Consider the following 18,622-nt stretch of genomic DNA (forward strand, 5'->3'; position numbering starts at 1 on the left):
CCGACGCGGACGAGCCGGACGGCATACCTCGTGCGTCTCTAGAATCAAGCGGTGACGCGACCGCTCCGACGCCAGATCCACGACATCGGGCGACGTCGCGCATGGACGATCTGGGTCGTCGCGCTGTCGGTCTACACCGTCGCGATCTTCCACCGCACCTCGCTCGGCGTCGCGGGCCTCGTTGCGGCAGAACGCTTCGACATCACCGCGTCCCAGCTAGCGACGTTCACGGTCCTGCAGCTCCTCGTGTATGCCGGGATGCAGATTCCCGTGGGCGTCCTCCTGGACCGCTTCGGGTCGCGACTCCTGCTCCTCATCGGGCTCACGCTCATGACGGCCGGGCAGCTGTGGTTCGCGTTCGCCGACAGCTTCGCGATGGGGCTCGCCGCGCGCGTCCTGCTGGGGATCGGCGACGCCATGATCTTCACGAGCATGCTGCGCCTCGTCGCGCTGTGGTTCCGGGTCAAGCAGGCGCCGATCATCACGCAGCTGAGCGGGATGATCGGGCAGCTCGGCGCGGTGGCCGCGGCGACCCCTCTGGCCCACGCGCTGGATCGATGGGGGTGGGAGCGCTCCTTCTCGATCGCCGCCGGTGCCGGCTCGGTCCTCCTGGTCGGCCTGGTCCTCCTCGTCAAGGACTCGCCCTACACGGGCGAGGCCGTCGAGAAGATCAAGGTGCGCGCGCTCGCCCGCACCCTCGGCGAGGTCTGGGGCAACCCGGGCACCCGGCTGGGGATGTGGATCCACTTCACCGGCCAGTTCGGGGCGACCGTCTTCACGATGCTGTGGGGCTACCCGTTCCTCGTCGAGGGGCAGGGGCTCAGCCCGGCGGTGGCCGGCGGCCTGCTCATCACCCTCACCTTGTCGGCGGTAGTGGCAGGGCCCGTCATCGGCAGCCTCACCGGGCGCCTGCCCTATCGCCGCTCGCAGATCGTGCTCTGCATCGTCGTGGCCATCGCGACCGTGTGGGCGGTGGTGCTCCTCTGGCCCGGCCGAGCACCGTTGTGGCTCCTGGTGCTCCTCGTCTGCGTCATGGCGTTCGGCGGTCCCGGGTCGATGGTCGGCTTCGACCTCGCCCGCAGCTTCCACCCCTCCGACCGGCTGGGGCGCGCCACGGGTGTCATCAACATCGGCGGCTTCTTCGCCTCGCTCGTGATGATGGCGCTCATCGGCCTGATCCTCGACCAGCGTGCACCGGGCGGGCCGGGGACCTACACCCTCGACGACTTCAAGGTCGCGATGTCGGTGCAGTTCCTGCTCTGGGGGATCGGCGCCGTCCAGATCTGGCGCTACCGCCACAAGGGTCTCGACTACATCGACGAGCACCCGGGCGCGATGGATGCGCTGCGTGCCGGCGAGACGCTGCTGCCGGGGATCTCACGCGACCAGGACGGTGGCTGACGCGACGGCGTCGCCAACGCTCGGGTCCGGGGGGTCAGGGTGGCTGAGCGAGCCCCCCGGCCTGCTCGCTCAGACACCCGACCACGGCCCCTGACCGCGCCCCCCTGCCCACCGGACCTGGCCCGAAACTGGGCCAGGGTTGCGTGTGCTCGGTCAGAAAACCACCCGTGCCACGAGCAACGCAATCGGCAGGAAGGCGGCAGAATTGCTCTGACCGGTCTGCGTCGGCGGACCGGCGCGAGTGAATTCCGCTGTGCTGCAACGGATTTCACTGTGGCTGGCGCTGTGCTTCCCTGCCGTCGTCACCGACCCGGGCCGATGCGGCAGGAATCCGGCAGTCATCGCCGCGGGGATGCAGACGCTCGACCTACAGTGGCTGGCGTGACTGGTGTCGGAGCAGGTTCTGCTGCCGGCCGGCTGCGCCGCCGGCGGCGCGAGCTCGCGCTCACCCAGCAGGAGCTCGCAGAGGCGTCAGGAGTGAGCGAGAGAAGCATCCGCGAGCTCGAGGCCGGTCGGCTCACGCGTCCGCACCGCGCCACCCTGGAGGCGCTCGGTGCGGCGTTGGGCTATGAGTCATACCGTCTGCGCGGATTCATCCAGTCATGGGAGGTCGGCTGGTTGGTCCCCCGACCGGAGGACCTCGATGGTTTCGCGCCTCCGGTCCCCTACCCGTGGTGGCCCGATGGAGCGCGGTTCAGTGCGCTCAAGTCCGTCGTCGCGCACCAGCACGTGGAGTTCAATGCTGACCGTCGGCGGGTGAGGGTGCGCGACTTCCGGATCGTCGAGGCATTGGCTGACGGCGTGAGCGACTTCCGCTTCTTCCGTCCGACCCAACCCGGTGAGGTCCGCACAGACCTCCAGGACGTGGTCGGCGGCCACACCCTCGACGTGGACAGGGGTTCGCACCTGTTGTCGCTTCACGTCGAGCTGGACCGCGTGCTCGCGGCCGGTGACCTGGCCCCCCTCGAGCTGAACTACGTGGTCGAGCGGCAGGACGGGGCCGCGCCGATGACGAGGTACTCAGCGGGCTTCCTCTATCCACCGACGATCTTCACCTGCACAGTGCGCTTCCTCGGCGAGTCACCCCGCTCGGCCTGGCGGGTCGAAGGGCATTCGATGCAGGACGTCGAGCGCGTCAGCTCGATCGAGCACGGCGCACACCGCGACACCGTGACCCTCGTGGCCACGCACCCGCGCAGCCCTGTCGTCGGCATCGCTTGGGAGTGGTGACCAGCACCGGATCGTCACGTGGTGGATGCGAGGGCGACGCGTGTCGGTCACGGGCCGGGCAGGGTCGGCCACCTATAAAGAGGTGACCGGGCCGTGTATGAGACGGCCCGGTTCGTCATCTCCCGGCACCTGCGCGAGCCGGAGGGGGCCCGGTCAGCGCAAGACGTGACGGCTGATGACGAGCCGCTGGATCTGGTTGGTCCCCTCGAAGATCTGCGTCACCTTCGCCTCACGGAACATCCGCTCCACCGGGAAGTCCTGCGTGTAGCCGGCACCGCCCAGCACCTGGATCGCATCCGTGGTCACCTTCATCGAGGCGTCCGTGGCCAGCAGCTTCGCGACCGCGGCCTCCTTGGAGAAGGGGCGACCGGCGTCCTTGAGGCGCGCGGCATACAGGTAGGCCGCCCGGGCGCCCGAGACCGCAGCCTCCATGTCGGCGATCATGAACGCGAGTCCCTGGTTGGCTGCGATCGCGCGTCCGAACTGCTGCCGTTCCTTCGCGTATGCCGTCGCCGCGTCGAGCGCTGACTGCGCCAGTCCCGTTGCGCCGGCGGCGATCCCGAGCCGACCGGCGTCCAGGGCGGACAGGGCGATCGCCATGCCCTGCCCCTCGTCACCGATCCGGTTGGCCTCGTCGACCGGCACACCGTCATAGATGACCTCGCGGACCGTGTCGCAGTGCAGGCCCATCTTCTTCTCGGGCGCGCCGAAGGTCATGGCGTCGGAGCCGGCCGGGACGATGAAGCACGAGAGGCCGCGCCCGCCGTCGTCGGAGGTCCGGGCGAAGGTCGTGTAGTAGTCGGCGTGCCCGGCGTGCGAGATCCAGGCCTTGCGGCCCTTGATCGCGTATGCCGCCCCGTCACCGGAGTCCGACCGCGTCGCCCTGGTCGTCATGGAGCCGACGTCCGAGCCGGCAAGGGGCTCGGAGAGGGCGTAGGCCCCGAGCTGGTCACCGGACAGCATCCCCGGCAGGAGCGCCGCCTGCTGCTCAGGCGTGCCGAAGGTCGTCACGGGATAGGCCGTGAGCGAGTGCACCGAGACCCCGACCGCCACGCTCATCCAGGCCGACGCGATCTCCTCGACGACCTGGAGGTAGACCTCGTAGGGCTGGGCGCCGCCACCGTGCTCCTCGGGGTGGGGGAGGGACAGCAGCCCGGCCCGCCCGAGGGTCTTGAAGACCTCGGTCGGGAAGGCCTCGTCGGTCGCTGCGGCCCGCTCGGCCTCGTCGACCCGCGGGCGCAGCTCCTTGTCGCAGATCTCGCGGGTGAGCTCGATCGAGCTCGTGACCCTCATCGGTGGGCAGAAGGCGATTGACCGGCATACGGGCGACTGTAACGCGACGGCCCGGGTGCTCGATCAGCCTCCGGGGCCGTCGTCGAACGGGCGCATGGGCGCGAGGTCCGGTCGCTTCGGCGCGACGGCGTCACCGCTCGACTGGCCCTTCATCCGGCGCTGGACCCACGGAGCGAGGTGCTCGCGGGCCCAGGCAGCGTGGGCGCGGAGCTCTTGGCGCCTCGTCGTCGCGTCACCGGGCGCGAGAGGGGTGCGCCAGTCGTCCTCGTCGGTGGCGTGACCCAGGGCCGCGAGGGCCGCGAGGGCGACGCGTCGATGGCCCTCGGTCGTGAGGTGGATGCGGTCATCGGCCCAGAGCCGCCAGTCGCGCAGGGCGGGCATGCCCCACAGGTTGAGGACGTAGCAACCGTGTCGCTGCGCGATGGTGAAGAGGTTGGCTGCATGGACGGCGTGCCGACCGCGCAGGGGTTTGAGCAGCCCGGCCTCCTGGGGGTCGACCGGGGTGGCCAGCAGGACGTCAGCACCGCTCTGCCGCAACCTGATCACCGCGTCCTCGAGGGTTTCCATGATCCTGTTGGTGTCGGCCCCGGGTCGGAGCAGGTCGTTGCCCCCACCGACGAGCGACACGAGGTCGGGCGACATGGCCAGGGCCCGGTCCAGCTGGGGTCCGACGACGTCACCGAGGAGTCGCCCCCGCACGGCGAGGTTGGCATAGCGGAACGGCAGGCGCTCCATCTGCGCCAGGTCGCTCAAGGACTCCGCCAGACGGTCGGCCCAGCCGATCCAGGCGTCGTCGTTCTCGGGATCCGGGTCGGACATCCCCTCGGTGAACGAGTCACCGATCGCGACGTACGTGGTCCACACGCGGGACGCGTTCGGGGGTGCAGGGGTCACGGAAGTCTCCAGTCGAGGGGGTCGGCGCCCTGGCGGACGAGCAGGTCGTTGGCTTGGCTGAACGGTCGCGACCCGAAGAACCCGGACCGCGCGGACAGGGGTGATGGGTGCGCGCTCTCCACGCACGGCAGGTCGCCCAGGCGCGGCCTCAGCGCTCGGGCGTCGCGACCCCAGAGGATCCCGACGAGCGGACCGCCACGGTGGACGAGAGCGTCGATGGCGCAGTCGGTGACCTGCTCCCAGCCCTTGCCGCGGTGGCTCGCCGACGCGCCGGGGCGCACGGTGAGGACGCGGTTGAGCAGGAGCACGCCACGCTCGGCCCAGGGCGTGAGGTCACCGCTCGTGGGTGCCGGCAGGCCGAGGTCGCTCTGGAGCTCGGTGTAGATGTTGACGAGGCTGCGGGGGATCGGGCGCACGTCCGGCGCGACGGCGAAGCTCAGGCCGATCGGGTGTCCCGGCGTCGGGTACGGGTCCTGGCCCACGATGAGCACCCGGACATCCGTGAGCGGTTGCTCGAACGCCCGCAGGATGTGGGCTCCGCCCGGGAGGTAGCCGCGGCCCGCCGCCACCTCGGCCCGCAGGAACTCCCCGAGGTCGGTCAAGGTCGACTCGACCGGTGCCAGGGCCGCCGCCCACGTGGGATGGACGAGCTCGTGGAGGGGGCGCGAAGTCACGCTCCCCACCCTAGGACCGTGCCCCGTGTGCCTGACGGCACGCTCGAGCGTCGGCTCGGGCACACGCGGCGTCGAAAGGTCTTGACAATCTACAACCATCTGGTTGTAGATTGGCCTGCATGAACACACCAGAGGAGCGCGAGAAGCGGGTGGATGCCCTCTTCCATGCCCTCGCCGACAGCACGCGTCGCGACATCCTGCGCCGCGTCCTGGCGGGGGAGCACTCGGTGTCGACCCTGGCTCGCGGTTATGACATGAGCTTCGCGGCCGTGCAGAAGCACGTCGCGGTCCTCGAGCGAGCCGGCCTGGTCAGCAAGCGTCGCAGCGGTCGCGAGGCCCTCGCGAGCGGGGAGGTCGAGGCCATCCGGTCCGTCACTTCGCTGCTCGAGGAGTTCGAGACCGTGTGGCGCGGGCGGATCGGGCAGATCGACGACCTCCTCGCCATCCCGGAATGAGTCACCCACCGAAGGAGAGCACCATGCCCGTCACGAGCATCGACAAGAACGTCGACGACCACTCGATCGTCGTCACCTCCGACTTCCCCGCTCCCGTCAAGCGGATCTGGCAGCTCTGGTCCGACGCGCGCCAGCTCGAGCAGTGGTGGGGTCCGCCGACCTACCCCGCGACCGTCACCGACTTCGACTTCGTCCCCGGGGGCCGCGTCGGCTACTACATGACCGGGCCGCAGGGCGAGAAGTTCGGCGGCGTCTGGTCGCTCGACTCGATCGAGGAGCCGAGCCGGCTCACCTTCACCGACGCCTTCGCGGACGAGGACGGTCAGGTGATGGAGGGTATGCCGGTCGGCGTCTGTGTCGTCGAGCTCACCGAGCGCGATGGCGGGACGCGCATGGTCACGACGACGACCTACGGCAGCGCCGAGGACCTCGAGAAGGTCGTCGGGATGGGCATGGAGGAAGGCCTCACCGGCGCCATCGGCCAGATCGACGACATCCTCGCGAAGGAAGCCGCCTGACCGCCGACGCGCCGGTCACAGCCGACGACGCGCCTGCTGCACCGTAGGTGGGGTGACTGCCCCATCTCCGGTGCAGTAGCTCGGTGCCTGGGGGGATGAGCCGAGGCCGGGTCGGCGGTCAGTCGAAGATCGAGCGGACGTCGTCCAGCCGTGAGGGGACGAGGCGGAACCAGGCCCACGTCCCGCGCTTCTCACGCTCGATGAGACCGGCCTCGGTGAGCACCTTGAGGTGGTGGCTCACCGTCGGCTGCGCGAGTCCGACGGCGGGGGTGAGGTCGCAGACGCACGCCTCGCCGCCCTCGCTGTCGCGGATCATGCTCAGCAGGCGGAGGCGGACCGGATCGGCGACAGCCTTGAGCAGCACGGCGTTGGCCTCCGCCTGCTCCCTCGTGAGTCCCCCGGGAGTGGTGATCGCGCAGCACGGAGCCTGGTCCAACGAGGTCTCGCTCGCCGCGGTCGTCGCACCCATGGTGTCTGCATCCCTCCCGGTGGCCTCCGCCTGCATCGGCCAGCCTAGATATTGACGGTTGTCGATGTATGCGGTTCAATGCCTTCATCGACCTTCATCAATCTATCGGAAGGCACCCCTAATGACCACTGCAGCGACCACCTCCCGCGTCCAGCTCGCCCTCAACGTCACCGATCTCGAGGCCTCGGTCGCGTTCTACTCGGCGATGTTCGGGGTCGAGCCGGCCAAGCGTCGCCCCGGCTACGCGAACTTCGCCGTGTCGGAGCCGCCGCTCAAGCTCGTCCTCATCGAGACCACCGAGGGGCAGCGCGGCACCGGGACGGCCGGCGCCCTCAACCACCTCGGCGTCGAGGTCGCCTCCGTCGACGACGTCGCCGCGGCCCGCGAGCGCTTCGCCACCGCCGGGCTCGCAGCCTTCGACGAGAACGACACGACCTGCTGCTACGCCCTCCAGGACAAGGTGTGGGTGCACGACCCAGCGGGCGCCCCGTGGGAGGTCTACACCGTCAAGGACGAGAACCCGGCCGACGCCCGACCCGCCACCGCCTCCCTCGAGGTCATCGACGCGTCCGGACCAGGTGCGCAGTCCGGCTGCTGCGTGTGACCCCGCTTTCTCGGGCGCTCGCCGCCGAGGCCGTCGGCACTGCTGGGCTCCTCGCGGCGGTCGTCGGCTCCGGCATCATGGCGCAGCGCCTGACCGATGACGTCGGCGTGCAGCTCCTCGCCAACGCCCTGGCCTCCGTGGCTGCCCTAGCGGTCCTCATCGCCGTCCTCGCGCCGGTGAGCGGAGCCCACTTCAACCCCGCTGTCTCGCTGGCCCAGGCGGTCCGAAGCGACCTCCCCTGGTCCCGACTTCCGGGGTATGCCGTGGCGCAGGTCGCCGGGGGAGTGCTCGGTGTCGCGGTCGCGAACCTGATGTACGACCTTGCGCCACTGCACCTCTCCGACAAGCCCAGAGCCGGTGTGGGGCAGTGGATCGGCGAGGTGGTCGCGACGGCCGGCCTCGTCCTGGTGGTCGGTCACGTGAGCCGTGGAGGTCGGGGCCACCTCGCGCCGGGCCTGGTGGCTGCCTGGATCTTCGCGGCCTACTGGTTCACCTCCTCGACCTCGTTCGCCAACCCGGCCGTCACCATCGCCAGGATGTTCAGCGACACCTTCGCCGGCATCGCACCCGGTGGTGTCCTGCCCTTCGTCCTCGCCCAGGCGACAGGCGTCGCGATCGGACTCGGCGGCATACGCCTGCTCGTCCTCGACCCTCAGGAGCCCTCATGAGCGCGTGCCCCGTCGTCGACCCGCTCGCCAGCCCCGGCATCGAGCCCACGTCCGGGCTCGCCTCGTGTGCCTCAGGCAGACCCATTCGTCTGCGTGGGACACACGAGGCGAGGATGGGGGCGTGACGACACCGCGCTGGCAGACCATCTTCTTCGACCTCGACGGCACTCTCGCCAACACGATCCCGCTCATCGTCGCGTCCTACCAGCACGCCTTCCGTGAGGTGCGCGGCGAGGAGATCGACGAGGTGCGGGCCCGCGCCTGGATCGGCCGGCCGCTTCTGGCGGCGCTCCTCGAGGAGGACCCCGAGCGCGGGCACGACCTCGACAGCACCTACCGCGAGTGGAACCTCGCCAACACGGCACGCCTCATCGAGCGGTATGCCGGCGTGCCCGAGATGCTCGCGACCCTCACCGAGGCTGGCGCGAACCTTCACATCGTCACCAGCAAGCGCACCGAGACGGCGCGCCTGGCGCTCGAGGCGGTCGGCATCGACCACCTCATCGACGTCGTCGGCGCCCTCGAGCACACGACGAAGCACAAGCCGGACCCCGAGCCGCTGCTCGCTGCCGCGGCCAGGGTCGGTGTCGACCCGACGACGGCGGTCTATGTCGGCGACGCCACCGTCGACATCCTCGCGGCCCGGGCGGCCGGCATGTCCGCCGTGGCCGTGACGTGGGGCGCAGGCGAGCGTGCCGCGCTGGAGGCGACCGACCCGGACACCGTCGTCGACACCGTAGACGAGCTCACGGCATACCTGCTGAACGGGGCCCCTGTGACCCCTGGGGCGCCTGAGTAGCCACCTCCCAGGCATGTCCAGCGGACACGCCGACCCTAATGACAGGCGTGTCATTCGCCCGTTAGGCTGGCGGTCGCAGCCGTCACACCAGAAGGGTCGAACCGTGAACGCCGTCCACGAAGAGCAGTCCGCAGCATCCAGTGTCGAGGGGCTGACCGACCGTGACCGCCGCATCATCGACTTCGAGCGCCAGTGGTGGAAGTACGCCGGGTCCAAGGAGTCGGCCATCAAGGAGCTCTTCGACATGAGCCCGACCCGCTACTACCAGGTGCTCAACGCGCTCATCGACAGCGCCGTCGCCCTCGAGCACGACCCGATGCTCGTCAAGCGCCTCCGCCGCCAGCGCGCGACCCGTCAGCGCGCGCGCTCGGCCCGCCGCCTCGGCCTGCAGCCGCAGGGCTGACCCGTGAGCGAGCTCGACTGGAGCACCCCCGATGGCCTCGCCGCTATCCGGGACCACCTCGCCGCCAGGATCGAGGGCTGGCGCCCTCCGGTCGCGTATGCCGTGGGGCTGAGCTCCGCGTCCAGCTCGGCCGAGCTGGACTTCGGACACATCAACGCGCCGGGCGGGCGCCACGGTCTGCCCGCGGTCATCCTGGCCACGGTGCTGGGACACGACGGGTCCACCGCGACCCTCGAGCTGACCACCTCGCAGCTGGCCGCCGCGGTGGAGTCCCTGGAGCCCGCAGAGGCCTGCACGGAGCTCGACCACCCGAACCTCGCCGCGTGGCGGGTCGCCCTCGCCGAGGCGCAGTCCAACCCGGCGCGCACCCTCGTTGCCGTCTTCGTCGCCGATCTCGATGACCCGGTGTCCTCCGAGGCTGACGGCGCGATGCGCGCGACGTTCGAGGGACACACTCCCGCCCTCTGAGCACTGAGGCAGCAGGCCGCACATCAGACCTCGGTCGGAGGCGGCCTCACCCTGCGACGGATGTGCCCGCGGAGCTTCCCACGAGATCATGGAGGACATGGCGGGGCAGAACTTCGAACTCAGGTATGCCGGTCGGGACCATCGACTCGAGGTGACGGACGCCGGCATGAGCCGGCGCTACGCCTGGACCTGTGCGGGTTCTCCGGTCGCGGAACGGACGTCGATCGACGACCGCGTCACGCTCAAGCCGAGCGATGAGGCTCGGTCCGCGGGGAGGGGTGCGCGCGGGCAGATCGTGGTCCGCGCCGGGCTGACCGGGGTGAAGCGGGCGACCTTGGTGGTGGATGCCGTCGAGATCGACCTCGTGCCCGAGTCGGGCTCGCCAGCGGCTCGCCGCGAGGAGCGGATCCGTGCTCATCCACGCCGGCACATCGTGCTGCACACCACGGCCGCGCTCGCACGGGTCCTCATCCCCATACTGTTCGCCGGCCTGGTCATCTCGTGGCTGCCCGACTGGGATGTGCCGGGACTTCCCGTGCCCGACGTCGACCTGCCCTCGATCCCATGGCCGTCGGTCGACCTGCCGTCGATCCCCTGGCCGGACTGGGAGCTGCCGGGCTGGGTGCGCTTCGTGGTGGACAAGGTGAAGTACGTGTGGCCGGTGCTGCTCGCGGCCGCCGTCGCGCGCCACGAGGTGAAGCGTCGTCGGAAGCAGGACCAGCGCCGCTCCGCCCTGGAGCGCCGACGCCGGGTCGAGGACGACGGCTGAGCAGGGGCGTGGGGCGCCTCCGCAGTGAAAGGTGGGCGGACGGCATACCGCCTGCGGTGTGCATTCCGGCGGAAGGGGTGGGCAACGCACCGACGTCGCCGGATCGGGCGTTTGCACTCTCCACGCGAGAGTGCCAATAATGGCGTTAGCACTCTCCTCAAGTGAGTGCCAAGCCTGAACATCACACGGCCAGACCGATGAGGGTCGGCACGCGCGCAGACCTGAAGCGCGCTTCGCCGGTCCGTCCGTCGCGGGCATCGCCTGGCCACACCTTCGATTCGCGTGGGAGGAACCACCCGAATGGCCAAGATCATCGCTTTTGATGAAGAGGCACGCCGCGGGCTCGAGCGAGGAATGAACATCCTCGCCGACGCCGTCAGGGTCACCCTGGGCCCCAAGGGCCGCAACGTCGTGCTGGAGAAGAAGTGGGGAGCCCCCACGATCACCAACGACGGTGTGTCCATCGCCAAGGAGATCGAGCTCGACGACCCCTACGAGAAGATCGGCGCCGAGCTGGTCAAGGAGGTCGCCAAGAAGACCGACGACGTCGCCGGTGACGGCACGACGACGGCGACCGTCCTCGCCCAGGCCCTCGTCAAGGAAGGCCTGCGCAACGTTGCTGCCGGAGCCAACCCGATGGCGCTCAAGCGCGGCATCGAGAAGGCTGTTGCGGCCGTCTCCGAGGAGCTGCTCAACAACGCCAAGGACGTGGAGACCAAGGAGCAGATCGCTGCCACCGCCTCGATCTCCGCAGCTGACCCCCAGATCGGCGAGATGATCGCCGAGGCCATGGACAAGGTCGGCAAGGAAGGCGTCATCACCGTCGAGGAGAGCAACACCTTCGGCCTCGAGCTCGAGCTCACCGAGGGCATGCGCTTCGACAAGGGCTACATCAGCCACTACTTCGTCACGGACACCGAGCGCATGGAGGCCGTCCTCGACGACCCCTACGTGCTCGTCGTCAACTCGAAGATCTCAGGCATCAAGGACCTGCTGCCGCTGCTCGAGAAGGTCATGCAGTCCGGCAAGCCGCTGCTCATCATCTCGGAGGACCTCGAGGGCGAGGCCCTGTCGACGCTGGTGGTCAACAAGCTCAAGGGCACCTTCAAGTCGGTTGCCGTCAAGGCTCCCGGCTTCGGTGACCGTCGCAAGGCCATGCTCGCCGACATCGCCATCCTCACCGGTGGCCAGGTCATCTCCGAGGAGGTCGGGCTCAAGCTCGACACCGCTGAGCTCGACCTGCTCGGCACCGCTCGCAAGGTCGTCGTCACCAAGGACGAGACGACCATCGTCGAGGGCGCAGGCGACGCCGACCAGATCCAGGGTCGCGTCAACCAGATCCGCGCCGAGATCGAGAAGTCGGACTCCGACTACGACCGCGAGAAGCTCCAGGAGCGCCTCGCCAAGCTCGCCGGTGGCGTCGCCGTCATCAAGGCGGGCGCGGCCACCGAGGTCGAGCTCAAGGAGCGCAAGCACCGCATCGAGGACGCCGTGCGCAACGCCAAGGCTGCCGTCGAAGAGGGCATCGTCGCCGGTGGTGGCGTCGCCCTCCTCCAGGCGGGCAAGGCTGCGTTCGACAAGCTCGAGCTCGAGGGTGACGAGGCGACGGGCGCCAACATCGTGCGTGTCGCGATCTCGGCTCCGCTCAAGCAGATCGCCATCAACGCGGGTCTCGAGGGTGGCGTCGTCACCGAGAAGGTCTCCAACCTCGAGTCGGGTTGGGGCCTCAACGCCGCGACGGGTGAGTACGTCGACCTCATCGCCGCGGGCATCATCGACCCGGCCAAGGTGACGCGTTCGGCGCTCCAGAACGCCGCGTCGATCGCCGCCCTGTTCCTCACCACCGAAGCGGTCATCGCGGACAAGCCCGAGAAGGCTGCTCCGGCGATGGGCGGCGGCGGCGACGACATGGGTGGCATGGGCGGTATGGGCTTCTGATCTCCTGATCAGACCCATCCGGCAGACGCCGACGAAGGGCGGTCCCCCGAACGGGGGGCCGCCCTTTCGCGTCCCTCGGCGCCGATGCCGTCGACTCCCGCGAGGAGAAGCCGGGGGCTCAGCCGATGAGGTGTTCGACCGCGAGCTGGTTGAGCCGGACGAAGCCGAAGTCGCGCTCGGCCGCCTTCTCCGCGTCGAAGCCGTCATCGGTGGCGAGGAACTGCTCGATCGTCTCGCCCTCGTCCAGGGTGGGCCGAGCGAGGTCGAGCACGCCGGCATACGTCATGGCCTCCTGGACGCGCGTGTCGGCGCGGAACGCCCTCGCCTTCTCGGCGAGGAGGAGGTAGGACGACATGCACGCCTTGGCCGACTCCCACACACCGTCCATGTGCTCGGTGCGCGACGGCTTGTAGTCGAAGTGCCGCGGTCCGGTGTAGTGCGGTCCGTCCGGGACCCCGGGGAAGCCGTTCTCGACGAGGTCGACGGTGAAGAACGCCGACATGAGGTCGCCATGACCGAACACGAGGTCCTGGTCGTACTTCAGGCCGCGCTGGCCGTTGAGGTCGATGTGGAAGAGCTTGCCGCTCCACAGGGCCTGCGCGAGCTGATGGGTGTAGTTGAGGTTGGCCATCTGCTCGTGGCCTGTCTCGGGGTTGAGCCCGACGATGTCACCGTGCTCGAGCTCGGCGATCATCGCGAGAGCGTGGCCCACGGTCGGCAGGAGGATGTCGCCGCGGGGCTCGTTGGGCTTGGGCTCGAGGGCGATCCTGAGGCCGTAGCCCTTGTCCTTGATGTAGCCGGCGACGGTGTCCAGGCCTTCCTTGTAGCGGTCGAAGGCGGCGTGGAGGTCCTTGCTCCCGTCGTACTCGCTGCCCTCGCGGCCGCCCCACATCACGAAGGTCTCGGCGCCGAGCTCGGCGGCCAGGTCCACCGCTCCCAGCACCTTGCGCAGCCCGAACCGGCGCACCGAGCGGTCGTTGCTGGTGAGCCCGCCGTCCTTGAAGACGGGGTGGCTGAACGTGTTGGTGGTGACCATCTCGATGACCAGGCCCGCCTCCTCGGTGGCCTGCGCGAGTCGCCCGACCCGCTCGTTGCGGGTCTTCTCGTCGGCGTCGAAGGGGAACACGTCGTTGTCGTGGAACGTGATGCCCCAGACGCCGAGCGCGGCGAGCTCCTTGACGTACTCCCAGGGCTCGAGGGCCGGTCGCGAGGCCGAGCCGAACGGGTCGATGCCCGTCCAGCCCACCGTCCAGAGGCCGAACGAGAACTTGTGCTCGGGGGTGGGGGTGAGTGACGTCGTCGTCATGGAGGAGCTCCTTTGTGTTTTGCAGCAAAACTAATGAGGCGATCGCCTAGTGTCAAGAGGTGCCTCCCGCCCTTCCTGCCCGCCGCGCCGTCGGTGCGGGTCCGGCCGCGGTGGCGGTGGACGGGCTGCGCGCTGCCAACCTGGCCAGAGTCGTCTCCGCAGTGCTCGCGGCCGAGGCTCCCCCCACCCGCGCAGACGTCGCCACGGCGATCTCGGTGACCCGGGCGACCGCGTCCCGCCTGGTCGACGAGCTCCTCAGGGGGAGGGTGCTGGCGGAGCTGGAGGTTGGTTCGCCCGCGCCGAGCGGTCGTGGCACGGCCCGACGGGGGCGCCCCGGCACGCCGCTGGTCGCACGTGCTGGGCATCTCGCCGCCCTGGGGCTGCAGGTCAACGTCGGTCACCTCGCCGCTCTCGTCGTCGACCTCTCGGGGGCGGTCCTCGTCGAACGGATCGAGCAGAGCGACTTCACGAACTCAGTTCCGGGAGAGGTGCTTTCGCGCCTGTCCCTCCTCGCGGGCGAGGCGATCGAGGCGGCCCCATCCGATCTGCGCCTCGTCGGCACCGGCCTCGCCGTCCCCGGCATCGTCGCCGCAGACGGGGTGCTGCTGCGCGCTCCGAACCTCGGCTGGTCCGACGTCGCCATCTCGGAGCTCCTCGACACCGAGTCCCTCGGCGCCGGCGGGCTCACGATCGGCAACGAGGCCGAGCTCGCAGCCGCAGTCGTGCGACTCGACCGGCCAGGTCGCTCGAGCGGTCTGACCGACTTCATCCATCTCTCCGGCGAGATCGGCATCGGTGGCGCCATCGTCATCGACGGTCGGGCGCTCCCCGGCCGACACGGATGGGCCGGCGAGATCGGGCACGTCAGCGTCGACCCGCACGGCCCCGCCTGCGCCTGCGGGTCAACCGGGTGCCTTGAGCTGTATGCCGGAAAGCGCGCCATGCTTGCCGCTGCCGGCCTGCCCCCGGAGACGCCGGCGGCCGAGCTGGGGGAGCGGGCCCGCGGGGGAGACGTCTCGGCTGTCGCCGCGGTGGAACGCGCAGCGTGGGCGCTCGGTCACGCCCTGGCGGCAGTCGTCAACGTGGTGGACGTCCCCGTCGTCGTCCTCGGCGGCCACCTGAGGGAGGTCGCCGACCTCGTCGGTCCGGCAGTCGAGCTGACCCTGGGTCGACGCGTCCTGTCGTCGGGGTGGGCGCCCCCGACGGTGCGGGTGGCCGGTCCTGATCCGGCACCTGGCGGTCTCGGTGCGGCCTACCTCCAGCTCCAGCGCGTCATCGACGACCCGGTGCGTTGGCTTCCGGTTGTGGACTGAGGGCCTGCCCTGTGTCGGGGTCGACTCAGGGTCCGCTCGGGGGAGAAACCCACAGCGCGTATGCCGTCCGCCCACCTAGCGTGGTCGCCATGACCACTGACCTCGCTCCAGAGCGCCGCGCCACCACCGCGCCGGCGCAGGTCGCCGCTCGCGTCACCGACCTCGTCAAGATCTATGGCTCGGGCGACACCGCCGTCACGGCGCTCAAGGGCGTGAGCCTCGACCTCAACCGTCGCGAGTTCACCGCCATCATGGGGCCGTCCGGCTCCGGCAAGTCCACGCTCATGCACTGCGCTGCCGGCCTGGACTCGGTGACGCGCGGCTCGGTGCAGCTGGGTGACATCGAGCTCACCACCCTCAAGGAGAAGGACCTCACCAAGGTCCGTCGTGACCACATCGGGTTCGTCTTCCAGTCGTTCAACCTCATCCCCACGCTGAGTGCTCAGGAGAACATCCTGCTGCCGCTCTCGATCGCCGGGCGCAAGCCGGACCGCGCCTGGTTCGACCAGGTGATCTCGACCATCGGCCTCGGCGACCGGCTCGGCCACCGCCCCGGCGAGCTTCTCCGGTGGCCAGCAGCAGCGCGTGGCGTGCGCGCGTGCTCTCGTGAGCCGGCCCGAGATCATCTTCGCGGACGAGCCCACGGGCAACCTCGACTCCACCTCGGGCGCCGAGGTGCTCGCGTTCCTGCGCCGCTCGGTCGACGACTTCGGGCAGACCATCGTCATGGTCACCCACGACCCCAAGGCTGCGAGCTGGACCGATCGCGTCGTCTTCCTCGCCGACGGCAGGATCGTCGCCGAGCTGCGCGAGCCGACACCCGAGCTGATCCTCGAGGCGATGAAGGACATCGACTCGAACGCCAAGGGCTGAACCATGCTGCGCGCCAGCTGGAAGAGCCTCCTGGCCCGCAAGCTGCGGCTCTTCATGAGTGCCTTCGCCATCATCCTCGGGGTGGCGTTCGTCGCCGGGTCCTTCGTCTTCACCGACACCCTCGGGCGCAGCTTCGACTCGATCATGAACGGGTCCGTCGGCGACGTCGTCGTGCGACCGGTGTCCGGTGAGGTCGACCTCGAGCAGCAGCCGTCGAGCGCGACCCTCCCGGGCTCGCTCGTCACCGAGCTCGCGACGGTCGAGGGCGCCGCTCGCGCCGACGGCAACATCATGAACTTCGGCACGTTCGTCGTCGGGAAGGACGGCAAGCTCATCGGGGGCTTCGGCCCACCCGGGTTGGGTCTCAACTTCACCGGAGGCCCTGCGGCCAAGGGCCTGGAGCGCGCGAAGCTTGATGGCGGGCGCTGGCCCAAGGGCCCGGGCGAGGTCGTCCTCGACGACAGGACCGCCGACAAGGCTGGCTACCTCATCGGCGAGAAGGTCAACATCGTCAGCTCGGGTGCCCAGCCGCGCATCCAGGCCAGGCTCGTCGGGATCGCGACCACGGACGGCGGGCTCGCCGGTGCCAGTCTCTCGATCTTCGACACCGGGCAGGCGCGCTCGCTGTTCATGGAGGGCAAGGACGCCTACTCCGACATCTGGGTGACGGCAGCGTCGGGGACGAGCCAGCAGGAGCTGCGCGACGCCGTGGCGGCCAAGCTGCCTGCGGGCGTCGAAGCCGTGACCGGCGACGCTGCTGCCAAGGCTGCGGCGAGCGACATCCAGGAGGCGCTCGGCTTCATCACGACGTTCCTGCTCGTCTTTGCAGGGGTGGCACTCGTCGTCGGCTCGTTCCTCATCGTCAACACCTTCAGCATCCTCGTGGCCCAGCGCTCGCGGGAGCTCGCGCTCTTCCGGGCGCTGGGGTCCACCCGGCGCCAGGTGGCGCGGTCGGTGCTCTTCGAGGCCAGCGTCATCGGGCTGATCGGCTCGATCATCGGGCTGGGGCTCGGCATCGTCATCGCGATGCTCATCCGCGTCCTGTTCGGTCGGTTCGGGCTGGACCTCAGCGGGCAGGCACTCATCCTCTCGCCGCGCACCGTCGTGGTGTCTCTCGTCGTCGGTCTGTTCGTCACGCTGGTCGCGGCCTACCTTCCGGCCCGCAAGGCGGGCAAGGTGGCCCCGGTGGCGGCCATGCGCGACGACGCCGTCCTTGCGGAGAGCGGCATGCGCGGGCGGATCATCGTCGGTGGCGTCCTGACGGTCACGGGCGCAGCACTCCTGCTCACGGGACTGTTCGCCGACGTGCCCAACCAGACCTACTGGGTGGGAGCAGGCATCCTCGGTGTCGTCCTCGGCGTCGCGCTCATCAGCCCACTCGTGGGGCGCCCGGTCATCGCGGGCATCGGCTGGGTCTGGCGCAAGGTCTTCGGTGCCGTTGGCCTCATGGCGCAGCAGAACGCGCAGCGCAACCCGCGGCGCACCGCCGCGACCGCCTCGGCGCTCATGATCGGCGTGACGCTCGTGTCGATGATGGCCGTCTTCGGGGCCAGCGCGAAGGCGAGCATCGACAAGTCCATCGAGAAGGAGTTCGTCGCGGACTACGTCGTCTCGAGCGTCGTGGGCACGCCCTTCTCGGTCGAGGTGACCAAGGAGCTGGCGGCCGTGCCCGGTGTCGAGGAGGTCGCGGCCTTCCGTTGGGACGCGCTCGACGTGGGCGGCGAGCGTGGCGGGGTCATCGGGATCGATCCCGACCATGTCAGCGTGCTCGGGCCCACGCCCATGGTGTCCGGCCGCCTGGCGGAGCTCACGTCGACGACGGTCTCGGTCTCGCAGGAGCGCGCCACGGCCGACAAGCTCACGGTCGGGGCCAAGCTCGACCTGACCCGGGCCGGCACGACGAAGCCGTTCACCGTCTCAGCGATCCACGGTGACTCGGCGCTGCTCTCCTCGGACTACCTGCTCAGCCTGGCAGCTCTGGAGTCGCTGGGCGGCCCCAGGACGGACTCCTTCGTCTTCATCACCCGGGAGCCGGGGACCGTTCCGGCGCAGGTGGGTCGTGACCTCGACAAGGCGATCGCGGACCTTCCCGTCGTCACGGTCAAGGACCAGGGCGAGTTCGCCGACGAGCAGCGCGCGCAGATCAACCAGATGCTCTATCTCATCTATGCCCTGCTCGGTCTGGCCGTCATCATCGCGATCCTCGGCATCATCAACACCCTCGCCCTGTCGGTCATCGAACGCACCCGCGAGATCGGCCTGCTGCGAGCGGTGGGACTGAGTCGGCGTCAGCTGAAGCGGATGCTCCGCCTCGAGTCGATCGTCATCGCCCTGCTCGGAGCGACGCTCGGCATCGGGTTGGGGGTGACCTTCGGGATCGCCCTCCAGCGATCACTGCGGGACGACGGCATCGACGTCCTGGCGATCCCGTGGCCACAGCTGGCCCTCTTCGTCGGGATCGCTGGACTCGTGGGAATCCTGGCGGCGTGGTGGCCGGGATGGCGGGCCTCGAGGCTCGACATCCTCAGGGCCGTCACCACCGAGTGA

Annotated in this window: 17 protein-coding genes and 2 pseudogenes; 14 read left to right on the top strand and 5 right to left on the bottom strand. The window is 69.7% G+C overall.

The window, feature by feature from the left end:
* The first annotated feature begins 51 nt into the window (after window positions 1–51).
* Entirely contained in the window at window positions 52–1,401 is a 1,350-nt protein-coding gene (locus ACZZ98_RS11670; RefSeq protein WP_463516395.1) for an MFS transporter, read from the top strand.
* A 381-nt stretch (window positions 1,402–1,782) separates the two neighbouring features.
* The gene (locus tag ACZZ98_RS11675) at window positions 1,783–2,631 is read left to right on the top strand and encodes a helix-turn-helix domain-containing protein (protein ID WP_463516396.1); all 849 of its coding nucleotides are present in this window, start codon (window positions 1,783–1,785) and stop codon (window positions 2,629–2,631) included.
* Window positions 2,632–2,784: 153 nt separating this feature from the next.
* On the opposite strand, the pseudogene ACZZ98_RS11680 reads toward ACZZ98_RS11675, so the two are convergent.
* The 3 genes and pseudogenes from ACZZ98_RS11680 to ACZZ98_RS11690 all read right to left on the bottom strand — a co-directional run bounded on the left by ACZZ98_RS11680 (window position 2,785) and on the right by ACZZ98_RS11690 (window position 5,492).
* Window positions 2,785–3,952, bottom strand: a pseudogene (locus ACZZ98_RS11680) (acyl-CoA dehydrogenase family protein).
* Between the two features lie 35 nt (window positions 3,953–3,987).
* A complete protein-coding gene (locus ACZZ98_RS11685) occupies window positions 3,988–4,818 on the bottom strand; it encodes an SGNH/GDSL hydrolase family protein (protein ID WP_463516397.1) in 831 nt (276 codons plus the stop codon).
* On the bottom strand, window positions 4,815–5,492 hold the full coding sequence (locus ACZZ98_RS11690) for a uracil-DNA glycosylase (RefSeq protein WP_463516398.1): 678 nt from the start codon (window positions 5,490–5,492) through the stop codon (window positions 4,815–4,817). The genes ACZZ98_RS11685 and ACZZ98_RS11690 overlap by 4 nt, the downstream gene beginning before the upstream one ends.
* A gap of 119 nt (window positions 5,493–5,611) precedes the next feature.
* On the opposite strand from ACZZ98_RS11690, the gene ACZZ98_RS11695 reads away from it, so the two are divergent.
* The gene (locus tag ACZZ98_RS11695; RefSeq protein ID WP_463516399.1) at window positions 5,612–5,947 is read left to right on the top strand and encodes an ArsR/SmtB family transcription factor; all 336 of its coding nucleotides are present in this window, start codon (window positions 5,612–5,614) and stop codon (window positions 5,945–5,947) included.
* A gap of 23 nt (window positions 5,948–5,970) precedes the next feature.
* Window positions 5,971–6,465, top strand: coding sequence for an SRPBCC family protein (locus ACZZ98_RS11700; protein WP_463516400.1), 495 nt, complete (start codon window positions 5,971–5,973; stop codon window positions 6,463–6,465).
* Window positions 6,466–6,583: 118 nt separating this feature from the next.
* On the opposite strand, the gene ACZZ98_RS11705 is transcribed toward ACZZ98_RS11700, so the two are convergent.
* Window positions 6,584–6,934 (bottom strand): ArsR/SmtB family transcription factor, encoded by a 351-nt coding sequence (locus ACZZ98_RS11705; protein ID WP_463516401.1) that lies wholly within the window; start codon window positions 6,932–6,934, stop codon window positions 6,584–6,586.
* Window positions 6,935–7,055: 121 nt separating this feature from the next.
* Here ACZZ98_RS11705 and ACZZ98_RS11710 point away from each other — a divergent pair, with 121 nt between their 5' ends.
* The 7 genes from ACZZ98_RS11710 (at window position 7,056) to groL (ending at window position 12,583) form a co-directional block, all read left to right on the top strand.
* Window positions 7,056–7,538, top strand: coding sequence for an ArsI/CadI family heavy metal resistance metalloenzyme (locus tag ACZZ98_RS11710; protein WP_463516402.1), 483 nt, complete (start codon window positions 7,056–7,058; stop codon window positions 7,536–7,538).
* Window positions 7,535–8,206 carry an aquaporin gene (locus ACZZ98_RS11715; protein WP_463516403.1) on the top strand — a complete coding sequence of 224 codons (672 nt, stop codon included), beginning with the start codon at window positions 7,535–7,537 and terminating at the stop codon, window positions 8,204–8,206. The genes ACZZ98_RS11710 and ACZZ98_RS11715 overlap by 4 nt, the downstream gene beginning before the upstream one ends.
* Before the next feature lie 121 nt (window positions 8,207–8,327).
* Window positions 8,328–9,005, top strand: a complete 678-nt coding sequence (locus ACZZ98_RS11720) for an HAD family hydrolase (RefSeq protein WP_463516404.1) — start codon at window positions 8,328–8,330, stop codon at window positions 9,003–9,005.
* Window positions 9,006–9,108: 103 nt separating this feature from the next.
* Window positions 9,109–9,408, top strand: coding sequence for a DUF3263 domain-containing protein (locus tag ACZZ98_RS11725; RefSeq protein ID WP_463516405.1), 300 nt, complete (start codon window positions 9,109–9,111; stop codon window positions 9,406–9,408).
* A 3-nt stretch (window positions 9,409–9,411) separates the two neighbouring features.
* Window positions 9,412–9,876 carry a hypothetical protein gene (locus tag ACZZ98_RS11730; RefSeq protein WP_463516406.1) on the top strand — a complete coding sequence of 155 codons (465 nt, stop codon included), beginning with the start codon at window positions 9,412–9,414 and terminating at the stop codon, window positions 9,874–9,876.
* An 88-nt stretch (window positions 9,877–9,964) separates the two neighbouring features.
* Window positions 9,965–10,645 (top strand): hypothetical protein, encoded by a 681-nt coding sequence (locus tag ACZZ98_RS11735; RefSeq protein WP_463516407.1) that lies wholly within the window; start codon window positions 9,965–9,967, stop codon window positions 10,643–10,645.
* A gap of 300 nt (window positions 10,646–10,945) precedes the next feature.
* Entirely contained in the window at window positions 10,946–12,583 is a 1,638-nt protein-coding gene (gene groL, locus ACZZ98_RS11740) for a chaperonin GroEL (RefSeq protein ID WP_463516408.1), read from the top strand.
* A gap of 118 nt (window positions 12,584–12,701) precedes the next feature.
* On the opposite strand, the gene xylA is transcribed toward groL, so the two are convergent.
* Complete coding sequence (gene xylA, locus ACZZ98_RS11745; RefSeq protein ID WP_463516409.1) at window positions 12,702–13,889, bottom strand: xylose isomerase; 1,188 nt, start codon at window positions 13,887–13,889, stop codon at window positions 12,702–12,704.
* Between the two features lie 59 nt (window positions 13,890–13,948).
* On the opposite strand from xylA, the gene ACZZ98_RS11750 reads away from it, so the two are divergent.
* From ACZZ98_RS11750 to ACZZ98_RS11760, 3 genes and pseudogenes are all read left to right on the top strand, one after another.
* Window positions 13,949–15,202 (top strand): ROK family protein, encoded by a 1,254-nt coding sequence (locus ACZZ98_RS11750; RefSeq protein WP_463516410.1) that lies wholly within the window; start codon window positions 13,949–13,951, stop codon window positions 15,200–15,202.
* An 89-nt stretch (window positions 15,203–15,291) separates the two neighbouring features.
* Window positions 15,292–16,075 (top strand): annotated as a pseudogene (locus ACZZ98_RS11755) (ABC transporter ATP-binding protein).
* A 3-nt stretch (window positions 16,076–16,078) separates the two neighbouring features.
* A complete protein-coding gene (locus ACZZ98_RS11760) occupies window positions 16,079–18,622 on the top strand; it encodes an ABC transporter permease (RefSeq protein WP_463516411.1) in 2,544 nt (847 codons plus the stop codon).

Source organism: Knoellia sp. AC549 (assembly GCF_979258975.1).

Coding starts and splice junctions, on each gene's coding strand:
- ACZZ98_RS11695 (WP_463516399.1), top strand. CDS start 5,612: ATGAACACACCAGAGGAGCGCGAGAAGCGGGTGGATGCCCTCTTCCAT.
- ACZZ98_RS11700 (WP_463516400.1), top strand. CDS start 5,971: ATGCCCGTCACGAGCATCGACAAGAACGTCGACGACCACTCGATCGTC.
- ACZZ98_RS11705 (WP_463516401.1), bottom strand. CDS start 6,934: ATGGGTGCGACGACCGCGGCGAGCGAGACCTCGTTGGACCAGGCTCCG.
- ACZZ98_RS11710 (WP_463516402.1), top strand. CDS start 7,056: ATGACCACTGCAGCGACCACCTCCCGCGTCCAGCTCGCCCTCAACGTC.
- ACZZ98_RS11735 (WP_463516407.1), top strand. CDS start 9,965: ATGGAGGACATGGCGGGGCAGAACTTCGAACTCAGGTATGCCGGTCGG.
- groL (WP_463516408.1), top strand. CDS start 10,946: ATGGCCAAGATCATCGCTTTTGATGAAGAGGCACGCCGCGGGCTCGAG.
- xylA (WP_463516409.1), bottom strand. CDS start 13,889: ATGACGACGACGTCACTCACCCCCACCCCCGAGCACAAGTTCTCGTTC.
- ACZZ98_RS11760 (WP_463516411.1), top strand. CDS start 16,079: ATGCTGCGCGCCAGCTGGAAGAGCCTCCTGGCCCGCAAGCTGCGGCTC.